The organism is Halomonas chromatireducens (assembly GCF_001545155.1).
Classification (GTDB): Bacteria; Pseudomonadota; Gammaproteobacteria; order Pseudomonadales; family Halomonadaceae; genus Halomonas; species Halomonas chromatireducens.
In genome coordinates, this window is record NZ_CP014226.1 from 3,715,035 (window position 1) to 3,728,424 (window position 13,390).

14 protein-coding genes and 1 pseudogene are annotated in these 13,390 nt (G+C 66.8%); 12 read left to right on the forward strand and 3 right to left on the reverse strand.

The features are described 5' to 3' along the window. Positions 1 to 3 precede the first annotated feature (3 nt). Entirely contained in the window at positions 4 to 801 is a 798-nt protein-coding gene (locus tag LOKO_RS17185) for a uroporphyrinogen-III synthase (protein WP_066451917.1), read from the reverse strand. After that, positions 801 to 1,739: a hydroxymethylbilane synthase gene (gene hemC / locus LOKO_RS17190; protein ID WP_066451918.1), complete on the reverse strand. Its 939-nt coding sequence runs from the start codon at positions 1,737 to 1,739 to the stop codon at positions 801 to 803. The genes LOKO_RS17185 and hemC overlap by 1 nt, the downstream gene beginning before the upstream one ends. 263 nt (positions 1,740 to 2,002) lie before the next feature. On the opposite strand from hemC, the gene argH reads away from it, so the two are divergent. From argH to LOKO_RS17220, 7 genes and pseudogenes are all read left to right on the forward strand, one after another. Continuing rightward, positions 2,003 to 3,439, forward strand: coding sequence for an argininosuccinate lyase (gene argH / locus LOKO_RS17195; RefSeq protein WP_066451919.1), 1,437 nt, complete (start codon positions 2,003 to 2,005; stop codon positions 3,437 to 3,439). Further along, a pseudogene (gene lptM / locus LOKO_RS19030) lies at positions 3,436 to 3,552 on the forward strand (LPS translocon maturation chaperone LptM); the annotation flags it as partial. The gene argH and the pseudogene lptM, both read left to right, overlap by 4 nt. A 47-nt stretch (positions 3,553 to 3,599) precedes the next feature. After that, a complete protein-coding gene (gene lysA, locus LOKO_RS17200; RefSeq protein WP_066451920.1) occupies positions 3,600 to 4,883 on the forward strand; it encodes a diaminopimelate decarboxylase in 1,284 nt (427 codons plus the stop codon). Continuing rightward, complete coding sequence (gene dapF / locus LOKO_RS17205) at positions 4,883 to 5,716, forward strand: diaminopimelate epimerase (RefSeq protein ID WP_066451921.1); 834 nt, start codon at positions 4,883 to 4,885, stop codon at positions 5,714 to 5,716. The genes lysA and dapF overlap by 1 nt, the downstream gene beginning before the upstream one ends. 34 nt (positions 5,717 to 5,750) lie before the next feature. After that, positions 5,751 to 6,470 (forward strand): DUF484 family protein, encoded by a 720-nt coding sequence (locus LOKO_RS17210; RefSeq protein ID WP_066451922.1) that lies wholly within the window; start codon positions 5,751 to 5,753, stop codon positions 6,468 to 6,470. After that, the gene (locus LOKO_RS17215; RefSeq protein WP_066451923.1) at positions 6,463 to 7,377 is read left to right on the forward strand and encodes a tyrosine recombinase XerC; all 915 of its coding nucleotides are present in this window, start codon (positions 6,463 to 6,465) and stop codon (positions 7,375 to 7,377) included. The genes LOKO_RS17210 and LOKO_RS17215 overlap by 8 nt, the downstream gene beginning before the upstream one ends. A gap of 5 nt (positions 7,378 to 7,382) precedes the next feature. Continuing rightward, on the forward strand, positions 7,383 to 8,138 hold the full coding sequence (locus tag LOKO_RS17220) for an HAD family hydrolase (protein ID WP_066451924.1): 756 nt from the start codon (positions 7,383 to 7,385) through the stop codon (positions 8,136 to 8,138). A gap of 16 nt (positions 8,139 to 8,154) precedes the next feature. Here the strand turns inward: LOKO_RS17220 and yihA are convergent, their stop codons facing one another. Next, on the reverse strand, positions 8,155 to 8,766 hold the full coding sequence (gene yihA / locus LOKO_RS17225; RefSeq protein WP_066452423.1) for a ribosome biogenesis GTP-binding protein YihA/YsxC: 612 nt from the start codon (positions 8,764 to 8,766) through the stop codon (positions 8,155 to 8,157). 261 nt (positions 8,767 to 9,027) lie between these two features. Here yihA and LOKO_RS17230 point away from each other — a divergent pair, with 261 nt between their 5' ends. The 5 genes from LOKO_RS17230 to LOKO_RS17250 all read left to right on the forward strand — a co-directional run bounded on the left by LOKO_RS17230 (position 9,028) and on the right by LOKO_RS17250 (position 13,385). Continuing rightward, positions 9,028 to 9,648, forward strand: a complete 621-nt coding sequence (locus LOKO_RS17230; RefSeq protein ID WP_066451925.1) for a c-type cytochrome — start codon at positions 9,028 to 9,030, stop codon at positions 9,646 to 9,648. 179 nt (positions 9,649 to 9,827) lie between these two features. Beyond that, positions 9,828 to 10,478, forward strand: coding sequence for a thiol:disulfide interchange protein DsbA/DsbL (locus LOKO_RS17235; protein WP_066451926.1), 651 nt, complete (start codon positions 9,828 to 9,830; stop codon positions 10,476 to 10,478). 15 nt (positions 10,479 to 10,493) lie between these two features. Next, positions 10,494 to 11,330, forward strand: coding sequence for an endonuclease/exonuclease/phosphatase family protein (locus LOKO_RS17240; protein ID WP_066451927.1), 837 nt, complete (start codon positions 10,494 to 10,496; stop codon positions 11,328 to 11,330). A gap of 92 nt (positions 11,331 to 11,422) precedes the next feature. Next, complete coding sequence (locus tag LOKO_RS17245; RefSeq protein WP_066451928.1) at positions 11,423 to 11,971, forward strand: TRAP transporter small permease subunit; 549 nt, start codon at positions 11,423 to 11,425, stop codon at positions 11,969 to 11,971. A 10-nt stretch (positions 11,972 to 11,981) separates the two neighbouring features. Then, positions 11,982 to 13,385 (forward strand): TRAP transporter large permease, encoded by a 1,404-nt coding sequence (locus LOKO_RS17250; protein ID WP_201025425.1) that lies wholly within the window; start codon positions 11,982 to 11,984, stop codon positions 13,383 to 13,385. Positions 13,386 to 13,390: the final 5 nt, after the last annotated feature.

Here is a 13,390-nt window from a genome sequence, read left to right on the forward strand (position 1 = left end):
TCGCTAGCCCTTTTCGAGATCGTCGTGATCGACATCGGCACGCTCCGGGTCGCAGGTCTCGACCACAGCAGCGGCCAAGGCAGCCGGCGTGGCACCCGACGCCACCACCCGAGTACAAAACCCCAAGTTGTCGGCCAGTGTAGCTAAACGGCGACTGGAGACGATTAGCGGTTGGTTCAACGTGGCCTCGGTACACCATCTTGCCAGATGTTCCAGCAATTCTCCGCTACTGACCACCAGCGCACGGAAATCACCCTTGGCGAGCCTGGCCTGCATGGCGGGAACGGGGGACCGAAGATGGCGCCGATAGAGAGAGAGGCGGGTCACCCGGGCGCCTCGGGCCGTGAGGGTATCGGCCAGCAGGGTACGGCCTCCCTCGCCTGCCACCAGCAGGATGCGCTGTTCCTTGAGGTCACGCAGCGATGCCAGCTGCAGCAGCGCTTCGCTGGTGTCCTCGCCGGCCTGCACCGGCGGCACATGCACCCGTACCCCAAGCCTGTCGTGCAGGGTCTGGGCCGTAGCCGCACCCACCGCATACCAGGCGGTTCCCAGGGGAAGCGCGGGCCAGTAGCGGTCGAGCGCCTCGTAGAGGCAGTCGGCGGCAAAGGGGCTCACCACCACCACCTTGTGGAAGTGGTCGAAGTCGAGCCAGATACTGCGCAACGCCGGAGTCTCCGGTACGGGTTCCAGCACCATTACATCAAGGTTGGCCACCGGCAGGCCGGCAGCCTCGATGGCCGAGGCCAGGGCCCGGGAGCGCGATCCCGGGCGGCAGATCAAGACCGGCCGCACCGCGGGCATCAGCCGCCGTATACCTGAGCCAGTATCTCGCCTGCACCCCGCTCCAGCAGCTCCTCGGCCACCCGGATGCCCAGTGCTTCGGGTTCATGGATGGAGCCGCGGCCTTCGGCACGCAGCACCTCGGTGCCCTCCGGGTTGCCCACCAGCGCACGCAGCCACAGTGTCTCACCGTCGTTCTCGAAGGCGGCGTAGCCGCCGATCGGCACCTGGCAGCCCCCCTCCAGGCGCGTGTTCATGGCGCGCTCGGCCCGCACCCGGGTGGCGGTGATGGGGTCGTCCAGCGGCGCCAGCAGGCTGACCAGTTCAGGGTCGTGGATGCGGCACTCGATACCCAGCGCGCCCTGGCCGCAGGCGGGGAGACACCCCTCCGGCGGCAGCTCCTGGGCGATGCGCGCCTCGAGGCCCAGGCGCTTGAGCCCGGAAGTTGCCAGCAGGATCGCATCGAACTCGCCGGCATCGAGCTTGCCCAGGCGGGTCTGGACGTTGCCACGCAGATTGAGAATCTCCAGATCGGGACGCGCCTCGCGCATCTGCAGGCCGCGGCGCAGACTGGCCGTACCGAGCCTGGCCCCTTGGGGCAGCTCGTCCAGCGAGGCGTAGTGGTTGGAAACGAAGGCGTCGGTAGGCTCGGCCCCGGCCAGGATCACCGACAGGCCGAGCCCTTCCGGGAAGTGCATGGGCACGTCCTTCATCGAATGCACGGCGATATCGGCCCGACCGTCGAGCAACGCCTCCTCCAGTTCCTTGACGAAAAGCCCCTTGCCGCCGATCTTCGCCAGCGGCGTGTCGAGAATCTTGTCGCCACGGGTCGACATGGCCACCAGCTCCACCTCCAACCCGGGATGCTGGGCCATGAGCAGGTCGCGAATGTGTTCGGCCTGCCACATGGCCAGTTGGCTCTTGCGGGTCGCAATGCGCAGCGTATTGATGGATCGCACGTAGTTCTCCCCATGCAGCGGGCCCGAGCGGGCCTTGTTCTGCTGTTGGCGCCGCAGACAGTCGCGGCCAATGATAGTATCTGCCTCTCATCATAAAGCACCTGGCGGGGCAGGAAAACCTGCCGCCATGTCGCACAGCCCCGCCGGTGGGCGCCCCTCGCCACTTACGCCGACTCTGGTACACTGCGAAACCATGATCCGGGGCCGCTGCGCGCAGCCCCTCCGTGAATACATAGCACGCACCAAGCAGGATGCCCACGCCGATGAGTCCTAGTTCCACATCCCCCGGCACCAACCAGTCCTGGGGCGGCCGTTTCAGCGAGCCAACCGATGCCTTTGTCGAGCGCTTCACTGCCTCGGTCACGTTCGATCAGCGCCTTGCCCTGCAGGACATCCAGGGCTCCGTGGCCCATGCCACCATGCTGGCCCGTGTCGGCGTATTGACCGACGACGAGCGCGACGCCATCGTCGCGGGCCTCACCGAGATCCGTGGCGAGATCGAGCGCGGCGAGTTCCAGTGGTCGGTCGCGCTGGAAGACGTACACATGAACATCGAGGCGCGGCTCACCGACAAGATCGGCATCACCGGCAAGAAGCTCCATACCGGCCGCTCGCGCAACGACCAGGTGGCCACCGACATCCGCCTCTTCCTGCGCGACGAGATCGATGTGGTGGAAGCCGAGCTGATCCGGCTGCGCGAAGGGCTGATCACGCTGGCCGACCGCGAGGCCGACACCATCATGCCCGGCTTCACCCACCTGCAGACCGCCCAGCCGGTGACCTTCGGCCACCACCTGCTGGCCTGGCAGGAGATGCTGGCACGGGACCACGAGCGCCTGCTCGACTGCCGCAAGCGTGTCAATGTGCTGCCGCTGGGCGCCGCGGCGCTGGCCGGCACCACCTATCCCATCGACCGCCATGTCACCGCCGAGCTGCTGGGCTTCGAGCGCCCCGCCGAGAACTCGCTGGACGCCGTGAGCGATCGCGACTTCGCCATCGAATTCACCGCCTTCGCCAGCATCCTGCTGATGCACCTGTCGCGCATGAGCGAGGAGCTGGTGCTGTGGACCAGCGCCCAGTTCGACTTCATCGACCTGCCCGACCGCTTCTGCACCGGCAGCTCGATCATGCCGCAGAAGAAGAACCCCGACGTACCCGAGCTGGTTCGCGGCAAGACCGGTCGCGTCTATGGCCACCTGATCGGCCTGCTGACGCTGATGAAGTCGCAGCCCCTGGCCTATAACAAGGACAACCAGGAGGACAAGGAGCCGCTGTTCGATACTCTCGACACGGTGCGCGACTGCCTCAAGGCCTTCGCCGACATGGCGCCGGCCATCACGCCGCGCAAGGCGAGCATGTATGAGGCCGCCCGCCGCGGGTTCTCCACCGCCACGGACCTGGCCGACTACCTGGTGCGCCGCGGTGTGGCCTTCCGCGACGCCCACGAGATCGTCGGCCAATCGGTGGCCTTCGGCCTGCGTGAAGGGCGGGATCTGTCCGAGATGACCCTCGAGGAGCTGCGTCAGTTCTCCGACACCATCGACGAGGACGTCTTCAAGGTGCTGACCCTGGAGGGCTCGGTGGCGGCACGCAACCATATCGGCGGCACCGCCCCGGACCAGGTGAGGGCCGCCGCCCAGCGGGCCCGCGACGCCCTGGCCGCACTCGCCTCCCATGGGCTCCGGAGCGACCGGGCATGAGCCATCGACTCGCCCTGGCCCCCCTGATCCTGGCCGTACTGCTACTGGCCGGCTGCGGCCAGACGGGGCCGCTCTACCTGCCGGATGACGAGCAGGCCGCCGAGCGCTACGGCAACCCGGCCGCTTCCGATGCGGCCGACTCCGAAGACGAGAGCTGAAAATGGACCACTTCGAATACCGCGACGGCGTGCTATACGGTGAGGAAGTCCCGCTATCGCGGGTGGCCGATGAGGTCGGCACCCCCTGCTACGTCTACTCCAAGGCGACCCTGGCGCGACACTTCCGCGCCTATACCGAGGCGCTGGGCAGCCACCCCCACCTGATCTGCTATGCGGTGAAGGCCAACTCCAATCTGGCGGTGCTGGGCCTGCTGGCCCGTCTCGGCGCCGGCTTCGATATCGTCTCCGTGGGCGAGCTGGAGCGTGTGCTGGCGGCCGGCGGCGACCCGGGGAAGGTGGTCTTCTCCGGCGTAGCCAAGCAGGCAGCCGAGATGACCCGGGCGCTGGAAGTGGGCATCAAGTGCTTCAACGTGGAGTCGCGGCCGGAGCTCGAGCGCCTCAGCGCCGTGGCCCAACGGCTGGGCAAGGTGGCTCCGGTGTCGCTGCGGGTCAACCCGGACGTCGACGCCGGCACCCACCCCTATATCTCCACCGGCCTGAAGGGCAACAAGTTCGGCATTCCGGTGGACGAGGCGCTCGCGGTCTATGAACTGGCCAGCACCCTGCCCGGCATCGAGATCGTTGGCCTGGACTGCCATATCGGCTCGCAGCTCACCGAGCTCGCTCCCTTCCTCGATGCCCTTGACCGCCTGCTGCTGCTGCTGGAGCGCCTCCGCGAGCGCGGCATCACGGTGGAGCACCTGGACCTGGGCGGCGGCCTGGGCGTGCCCTACCGTGACGAGCGCCCACCCCAGCCCTTCGACTATGCGGCCTCGCTGCTGGAACGCCTGGGACAGTGGCCCCATGGTGCGAACCTGACCCTGCTGTTCGAGCCGGGCCGTTCCATTGCCGCCAACGCCGGCGTACTGCTGACCCAGGTGGAGTACCTCAAGCACGGTGAGACCAAGAACTTCGCCATCATCGATGCCGGCATGAACGACCTGATTCGCCCGTCCCTCTACCAGGCGTGGCAGGCGATCATTCCGGTGGATGCGCGTCATCCCAGGGACAGCGCGCTCTACGATGTGGTGGGCCCGGTCTGCGAGACCAGCGACTTCCTGGGCAAGGATCGCGAACTCGCCATCGCCCCCGGCGACCTGCTGGCGGTACGCTCGGCCGGCGCCTACGGCTTCACCATGGCTTCCAACTACAACAGCCGCCCGCGCCCGGCCGAAGTCATGGTGGATGGCGACACCTACCATGTGGTGCGCCAACGCGAGTCGATCGAGGACCTGTGGGCCGGCGAGTCTCTGCTGCCCGACGACGCCGCCGGGGAGACACGCTGATGCTGCTCCACTTCACCAAGATGCATGGCCTCGGCAACGACTTCATGGTCATCGACCTGGTCACCCAGCGCGCCCGGCTGCGGGACGAGCAGGTTCGACAGTTGGCCGATCGCCGTTTCGGCATCGGCTTCGACCAGCTGCTGATCGTCGAGCCGCCGCGGGACCCGGACATGGACTTCCGCTACCGCATCTTCAATGCCGACGGCAGTGAAGTGGAGAACTGTGGCAACGGAGCGCGCTGCTTCGCGCGGTTCGTGCGCGATCAGCGCCTGACCCACAAGCACGAGATCCATGTGGAGACCGCCGGCGGCCCCCTGACCCTGCTGGTCGAGGACGACGGCCAGGTGACGGTGGACATGGGCGTCCCGCGCTTCGCCCCCCAGGCGCTGCCCTTCGAGGCCAACGAGGACCTGCTGCGCCATGAGCTGGAGGTGGACGGTGAACGCGTCGAGGTGGGTGCGGTCTCCATGGGCAACCCCCATGTGGTACTGCGGGTCGACGACGTCGAGCGGGCGCCCGTCGAGCGCCTCGGGCCCGCCATCGAACATCACCCGCGCTTTCCACGCCGGGTCAATGTAGGCTTCATGGAGGTCGTGTCGCCCCACGAGATCCGCCTCAGGGTTCATGAGCGCGGCAGCGGGGAGACGCTGGCCTGTGGCACCGGCGCCTGCGCGGCGGTGGCCTGCGGCATCCGCCAGGGGCTGCTGGAAAGCCCGGTCACCGTGCATCTCAGAGGTGGCGACCTGCGCATCGAGTGGCCGGCCGAGGAGGCCTCGCTGCGCATGACCGGCCCCGCCGAGCGCGTCTTCGACGGTCGCGTCGCCCTGGCTTGACCCGGGCTGAAGCCCATCATCAAGGAGCATCTGCATGACCCGAGCCGCCCCCGAACCGCGCAAGACCCTGGATCCCGATCGGGTAGCAGAATGGCTGGCACGCCATCCGGACTTCTTCGTCGGCCGCGAAGGGCTGCTGCAGCAGCTCAAGGTGCCGCACCCCGAAGCCCAGGGCACCACCTCGCTACTGGAGCGCCTGGTCTATGACCTGCGGCGTCGCGCCGAGCAGGCCGAATGGCGCCTGGAACAGCTGCTGGAGTCTGCGCGCCACAACGAAGCCCAGTTCCGACGAACCCGCGAACTGGTGCTCGCGCTGCTCGAAGCCGAAGATGCCGACACCCTGGGCCAGACGCTGGCCACCCAGATGGCCGAGCGATTCCAGATACCGGCCGTGGCCCTGTGGTGCCCGGCGGAGCTCACGGATCATGAACCGCTGCCTCCCCAGGCCCCGCGCCAGGTGCTGGACGATCATGCCGGCGTCCGCCTGGCCGCCCTGCTCGACGGCCGCGCCAGCCGTTGCACCCGGCTGACCCAGACCGACTGGAGCCGCCTGCTCCCCCATGCCAAGGCGCCCCGCCAGGCCGGCTCCTGCGCCCTGGCACGCCTGACCCTGGGGGAACCGATGGGCTACCTGGTCATGGCCAGCCCCGACCCCGACCACTTCCGAGCCAGCATGGATACCCTGTTCACCGAGTACCTCGGCGACGTGCTGGCACGGCTATTGATGCGCCTGAGCCCCTCGCCCCATGGCTGAGAGCGCCCTTCGCCGCCAGCTCGACGAGTGCCTGGGCGAGCTGGCTCGCACCGCAAGCCCCGCTACCGTGGCGGCCTATCGCCAGGACCTGGCTGCACTGGCTGTATTCCTGGAGTCGCAGGGAATCGAGGACGGGGCCGAGCTGCAGGTCGGCACGGTACGTCGCTTCCTCGGGGCCGAACGCAGCCGCGGGCTGGCGCCACGCAGCCTGGCCCGTCGCCGGGCGGCCGCCTCGCACTTCGCCAACTTCCTGCGCCACGCCGGCCTGCTGGGCCACAACCCGGTCGAGCTGGTGCCGACACCGCGCCAGCCCGGCCACTTGCCCAAGCCGCTGGACGTGGACCAGTTGGCCCACCTGCTCGACACCCCCCATGACGGCTCGCCCCTGGCGACCCGCGACCAGGCGATGCTGGAGCTGTTCTACTCCAGCGGGCTGCGCCTGGCCGAGCTCGCCGGTCTCGACCTGGGCGACCTGGAGCCGCGCCGGGTGCGGGTGATGGGCAAGGGCAGCAAGCCGCGCCAGGTACCGGTAGGCGGCAGTGCCAGGCGGGCACTGGAACAATGGCTGAGCCTACGCCCCGCCCTGGCAGCCCCGGGGGAACAAGCACTATTCGTCGGCTCGCGGGGGGCACGGCTGGGGCATCGCGCCATCCAGAAGCGCCTGGCCGAACTGGCCCGGCGCCGGGGCCTGCCGGAGCATCTTCACCCGCACCGGCTGCGCCACTCCTTCGCCAGCCACCTGCTGGAGTCGAGCCAGGATCTGCGTGCCGTCCAGGAGCTGCTGGGGCATGCCAACCTCTCCACGACCCAGGTCTACACCAAGCTCGACTGGCAGCACCTGGCCGCCACCTACGACGCGGCGCACCCCCGCGCTCGCCGACGCCCCGCCGACCCGTCCGGGGAGTGACCGAAATGCCGACAACGACGCCATTCCAGGCCCTGACCTTCGACCTCGACGATACCCTGTGGGATAACCATGGCGTCATGGTCGAGACAGAGACCGGACACTATGCCTGGCTCGACGAGGCGCTGGAGGCGTGGCAGCGCAACCGCGGCCAGCCCCCGGCACGACGCTTCGCCGAGCGTTTTCCGCTGGAAGCCTTCCTGGACCAACGCCGTGAACTGGCCGCCGCCTACCCGCTGCGCCGCGGGGACTTCACCTGGCTGCGTGAACAGGCCCTGCAGAGGCTGCTGGTAGCGTATGGGCTGGACAGCGACGCCGCCCGGTCGTGGGCCGCAGCCGCCATGGAGCGTTTCATGGTGCTGCGCCATCAAGTCACGCCGCACTCGGAGGTGGAGTCGCTGCTGTCGACGCTCGGCCAGCACTACCGGCTCGCCAGCATCACCAACGGCAACGTGGACATACATCGACTGCCGCTGGGCCGCCACTTCCCGGTGGCCATCGCCGCCGGTGAGCTCCTCGCCCCCAAGCCCGATGCGCGCCCCTTCCTGGCTGCCTTGGCTCGGCTCGGCACGACGCCCGCCCGGACCCTCCACGTGGGCGACTCCTGGCGCGAGGACGTCGAACCGGCTCACCGCCTGGGCATGCAGGTCGCCTGGATTTCACCGCATATCGATGACATGCCCTTGCCTGCCGGCATCCACCGGCTGAATCACGTGCGGGAACTGCCCGAGCTGCTGCGGCTGGTCGGGGGGGAGCAAGGCTGATAACGTACCGGAACGGCTACTCGGGACCGGCCAACCAGCCGTCGAGGCGCCGGCTGGCCTCGTCGACGCCTTCGCGCTTGAGCGAAGAGAAGAGCTGGATGCTGACCAGGTCATCCCACTCGCGCAGGCGGGTTCGCACCTGCTGAAGCGCGCTCTTGGCGGCACCGGACTTCAGCTTGTCCGACTTGGTCAGCAGGATATGAACCGGCATCTCCTGTTCATCGGCCCAGCCCAGCAGGGTCTGGTCGAACTCGGTGAGCGGATGGCGAACGTCCATGACCAGCACCACGCCCTTCAGCGACTGGCGCGCGCGCAGGTACTCCGCCAGGTGGCGCTGCCACTCGCGCTTGACCTCCTCGGGCACCTTGGCATAGCCATAGCCGGGCAGGTCGACCAGCCGTCGCGTGGTGTCGTCGCCCAGCGAGAAGAGGTTGATCAGCTGCGTGCGCCCCGGGGTGCGCGAGGTCCTCGCCAGGGCCTTCTGCCGCGTCAGGGTGTTGATGGCGCTGGATTTTCCCGCATTGGAGCGGCCGGCAAAGGCGACCTCTGCCCCTTCGTCGGGCGGGCAATGGGCGAGGGTCGGCGCACTGGTCATGAAGCGCGCAGTCTGGTAATTGAATTGGGCCATGGCGTCGAGGTCCTGCCGAAAGGAGTAGATGTATCCCGTCCCCGGGGGCTTGACCTGCATTCCCGAGACGGGCTTGATTCGTTATAATGCAGCGTCTTTTTCTCTGCGACCTGGGCGCGCTAGTGTACCACCGCGCTCTTGCCGTCAGCGACCGGCGCAACCGGCGCTTCGGACAGGGCAAACCCGGCCTGGAACCTGCGAGGACCGGGCGGCACCCAGGGTGCGTACCGGTAAACAACACAACGGCATAGTGAAACAGCGATGAGAAAGTTACTGGCAAGCCTGGCATTTACCATCGGCGCCGTTGGCGCCGCCCACGCGGACCTGGAAGCGGATGCCGACGCGGCAGCCGGACGCGAACTGGCGCAGACCTGCGCCGCCTGTCATGGAGAAAGCGGCATCAGCCCCGCCAGCTCCTTCCCGCATCTGGCGGGTCAGCAGATGACCTACACGGCCAAGCAGATCATGGATATCCGTGACGGCGAACGGCTGGTCCCTGAAATGATCGGCCAAGTCGATGACTTCTCCGACCAGGACGCCTGGGACGTGGCCGCCTTCTATGCGGAGCAGGATGCCAACATCGGCCAGGCCGACCCCGATGAGCTGCTGATCGCCCGCGGCCAGGAACTCTACCGCGCCGGCGACATGTCCAAGGGCATCCCCTCCTGTGCAGCCTGTCACGGTCCTGCCGGCGAAGGCATTCATACTGCCATCTACCCGGCCCTTTCCGGCCAGTTCGCCGAGTACACCATTGCCACCCTGCAGGACTTCGCCTCGGGTGAGCGGACAAATGACCCCAGCAACATGATGAGCGATATCGCCGCCAAGATGAGCGACGATGACATGGCAGCCGTGGCCAACTACATCCTCGGCCTGCACTGATTCAGGCATCAGCGCGGCCCGGCTCATTGGCCGATCAAGGAAGGCGGCCTTTGGCCGCCTTCGCTGTTTCGCGCCGACTCGGAACCCTGGCCTCTCCCGGGGCTCCAAGTGACGAGCGTAACCGGCGCTGAACCGCCATTCGCCAGGCGAAAACGGCATTCCCAAGGAGTGACAACACAATGTCCCAGTCTACCCGCTTCATCCAGACCACACTGATGGCCCTGGCCGGCCTCGGCCTGTCGACGCTGGCTTCAGCCGCCACCCTGGTGGAAGGCCAGCACTACGAGGTGCTGCCCGAGCGCGTCGAGACCCGTGTCGCCGACGACCAGATCGAGGTCACCGAAGCGTTCTGGTACGGCTGCCCTCACTGCTACAACCTGCAGAGCTCCGTCGAAGCCTGGTACGAGACGCTTGGCGAAGACGTCAGTATCGTCCACTTGCCGGCCACCATGGGGGGCGACTGGAATACCCATGCGGCGGTCTTCTATGCCGCCGAGGAGCTGGGTATTCGCGAAGAGGCGCATGCCGACATCTTTGATGCCATCCATCAGAATGGCCAGCAGTTGACCGACCCCGACAGCATTGCCGCCTTCTTCAGCGGCTACGGCGTCAGCGAAGACGACGCGCGCCAGGCGCTGAATGCCTTCTCCGTGAAGTCCCGGGTCAATCAGGCCCATGCCCGCATGCGTGCCATGCGCCTGATGGGCGTCCCGGCGCTGGTCGTGGACGGCCGCTACCTGGTTACGCCCAGCAGTGCCGGCAGCCTGGACAACATGCCCCAGATAGCCGATGCCCTGGTAGAAAGGGTGCGTCAGGAACGAGAAGAATAAGCCGTGTCGAAAGAGATGTCCCGGCTAGCCGACGCGAAGACACCGCCGCTCGATGGCGGTCATCTGAAACTCCTCACCTTCAACATGCAGGTGGGGATTCAGACGTCGGCTTATCATCACTACCTGACACGCAGCTGGCAGCATCTGCTGCCGCACCCCAAGCGCATGAACCGTCTCAGCATGGTCAGCGAGGTGCTGGGACGCTTCGACATCGTGGGGCTGCAGGAAGTCGACGGGGGAAGCTTTCGCTCCAGCCATGTCAATCAGGTCGAGTACCTGGCCACCCATGGCGGCTTTCCCCACCACTACCAACAGCTGAACCGCAACCTGGGGCGCTTCGCCCAGCATAGCAACGGGCTGCTGTCACGCCTCGCTCCCACGCAGATCGAAGAGCATCGCCTGCCCGGCACGCTGCCCGGCCGGGGCGCCATCCATGCCCGCTACGGGGATGGGCCGGATGCGCTTCACCTGTTCGTCGCCCACCTGGCCCTGAGCCATCGCGGCCGGGTTCGCCAGCTCGACTACCTCAGCGAGATCATCCAGCCGCTGCGCCATGTGGTGGTGATGGGCGATCTCAATTGCACCCCGGACCAGTTGCACAGCCACTCACGCTTCTGCGCTTCGCTGCCACTGCATCCCGTGCGTCCGCTGCTCAGCTACCCTTCCTGGCAGCCCCGCCGCGCCCTGGACCACATCCTGATCTCCGATTCGCTTGAGGCTCGCGACGTCCGCGTACTCGATCATCTCTTTTCAGACCACCTGCCGATCGCCGTCGACCTGGCGCTCCCCGCAGCGTGCCGGGACATACTCGACGACCTGCTCAAGCACCATACCCGCTTCCATCCGGCCTGAACTCATCCCCTGTCGTTGAGACGTGGGGATGACGCGTCACGCTGAATCGGCGATGATGCGTCCCCTATCCGTTTCGACAACGAGAGACCCCCATGCCAACCGCGAACCGTGACCCGGTCCTGCTCGCATGGCTCGACGGCTTTACCGAGGTCGTGGGCCGCTTTATCGCCTGGCTGGTGATCATCATGATGCTGGTGCAATTCGCCATCGTGGTGATGCGCTACGTCATCGGCATTCACAGCGTCGTGATGCAGGAGTCGGTCATGTACATGCATGCCATGGTATTCATGCTGGGTGCCGCCTGGACCCTGCGCCACGATGGCCATGTGCGTGTCGACATCTTCTATCGCAAGCTGTCCGACCGTGGCCGCGCCTGGATCGACCTGCTGGGAACGCTGTTCCTGCTGTTCCCGGTGGTGCTTTTTATCGGCATTGGCAGTTATGGCTATGTCAGGAGCAGCTGGGCCATTCTCGAGCGCTCGCCTGACGCTGGTATACCCGGGGTCTACCTGCTCAAGTCGCTGATCCTGGTGATGATGGCCCTGCTGTTCATTCAGGGCGTTGCCCAGGTGATCCGTCAGGTGCTGATTCTGCGCGGCAAGGCGCCGGGCAATACCCCCGACCACGGGGAGGTGCTCTGACGTGGAATTCCTGCTCGATTTCATGCCGCTGATTCTCTTCTTTACCGTCTGCCTGGTGCTGATGCTGGGCTACCCGGTGGCGCTGGCACTGGCCGGCACCGCCCTGATGTTTGCCGGCCTCGGCATCCTGCTGCAGAACATGGGGGTGCCGGTTCACTTCGAGTCGCGCATGCTGGGCGCCATGCCCAACCGGCTCTACGGCATCATGACCAACAGCACCCTGCTGGCGGTGCCACTGTTCGTGTTGATGGGCGTGCTGCTGGAGAAGTCGCGAATCGCCGAAACCCTGCTCGATGCCATGGCGCTTCTGTTCGGCACGCTGCGCGGGGGCCTGGGAATCTCGGTGATCCTGGTGGGCATGCTGATGGCCGCCTCCACCGGCATCGTTGGCGCCACCGTGGTGACCATGGGGCTGCTGTCGCTGCCCACCATGCTCAAGCGCGGCTATTCGCCCTCGCTTGCCACCGGCACCATCTGCGCCACCGGCACCCTGGGCCAGATCATTCCCCCCTCTATCGCCCTGGTGCTGCTGGGCGACGTGCTCTCCAACGCCTATCAGCGAGCCCAGCTGGCCATGGGGGTGTGGAGCCCCAAGACGGTGTCGGTGGGCGACCTGTTCGTCGGCGCGCTGATCCCCGGCCTGCTGCTGGTGGTGGCCTATATCGTCTACCTGACGGCGGTAGCCTGGCTGAAACCCGAAACCGCCCCCGCCGCCGACCGTCAGTCACTGATGGATGAGCTGGGCCATCGCGGCAGCGTCTGGCCGCTGCTGATCAAGGGCCTGATCCCCCCGGTGCTGCTGATCGTCGCGGTACTGGGGTCCATACTCGGCGGTTTCGCTACGCCAACCGAGGCCTCCGCGGTCGGCGCCATGGGCGCTTTCCTGCTGGCCCTGGTCAACCGTCGCCTCAACTTGCCGATGCTGCGCGAGGTGGTGCGCACCACCGCCCAGGTGACCAGCATGGTCTTCCTGATCCTGATCGGGGCGGCGCTGTTCTCACTGGTCTTCCGCGCCTATGGCGGCGAAGAGCTGGTCACCGGACTGTTCGAGGCGATGCCCGGCGGCGTGGTGGGGGCGACCCTGATCGTGATGCTGGTGATCTTCCTGCTGGGCTTCATTCTCGACTTTATCGAGATCACCTTCGTGGTGGTGCCGATCGTCGGGCCGGTGCTGCTGATGATGGGCCTCGACCCGATCTGGCTCGGCATCATGATCGCGGTGAACTTGCAGACCTCGTTTTTGACGCCGCCGTTCGGCTTCGCCCTGTTCTACCTGCGCGGGGTCACGCCCCAGTCGGTGCCGACCTCGGCGATCTACCGGGGCGTGATCCCCTTCATCCTGATCCAGCTGGGCATGCTGGTGGCACTGGCCCTGTTCCCGGGGCTGGCCACCTGGCTGCCTTCGGTGCTGTAGCGGCA

Excerpts from the sequence above, each read along its gene's own strand:
- dapF (WP_066451921.1), top strand. The coding sequence starts at position 4,883 with ATGCTGCTCCACTTCACCAAGATGCATGGCCTCGGCAACGACTTCATG.
- LOKO_RS17215 (WP_066451923.1), top strand. The coding sequence starts at position 6,463 with ATGGCTGAGAGCGCCCTTCGCCGCCAGCTCGACGAGTGCCTGGGCGAG.
- LOKO_RS17220 (WP_066451924.1), top strand. The coding sequence starts at position 7,383 with ATGCCGACAACGACGCCATTCCAGGCCCTGACCTTCGACCTCGACGAT.
- LOKO_RS17210 (WP_066451922.1), top strand. The coding sequence starts at position 5,751 with ATGACCCGAGCCGCCCCCGAACCGCGCAAGACCCTGGATCCCGATCGG.
- lysA (WP_066451920.1), top strand. The coding sequence starts at position 3,600 with ATGGACCACTTCGAATACCGCGACGGCGTGCTATACGGTGAGGAAGTC.
- LOKO_RS17245 (WP_066451928.1), top strand. The coding sequence starts at position 11,423 with ATGCCAACCGCGAACCGTGACCCGGTCCTGCTCGCATGGCTCGACGGC.
- LOKO_RS17230 (WP_066451925.1), top strand. The coding sequence starts at position 9,028 with ATGAGAAAGTTACTGGCAAGCCTGGCATTTACCATCGGCGCCGTTGGC.
- yihA (WP_066452423.1), bottom strand. The coding sequence starts at position 8,766 with ATGGCCCAATTCAATTACCAGACTGCGCGCTTCATGACCAGTGCGCCG.
- LOKO_RS17240 (WP_066451927.1), top strand. The coding sequence starts at position 10,494 with ATGTCCCGGCTAGCCGACGCGAAGACACCGCCGCTCGATGGCGGTCAT.
- LOKO_RS17235 (WP_066451926.1), top strand. The coding sequence starts at position 9,828 with ATGTCCCAGTCTACCCGCTTCATCCAGACCACACTGATGGCCCTGGCC.
- argH (WP_066451919.1), top strand. The coding sequence starts at position 2,003 with ATGAGTCCTAGTTCCACATCCCCCGGCACCAACCAGTCCTGGGGCGGC.
- LOKO_RS17185 (WP_066451917.1), bottom strand. The coding sequence starts at position 801 with ATGCCCGCGGTGCGGCCGGTCTTGATCTGCCGCCCGGGATCGCGCTCC.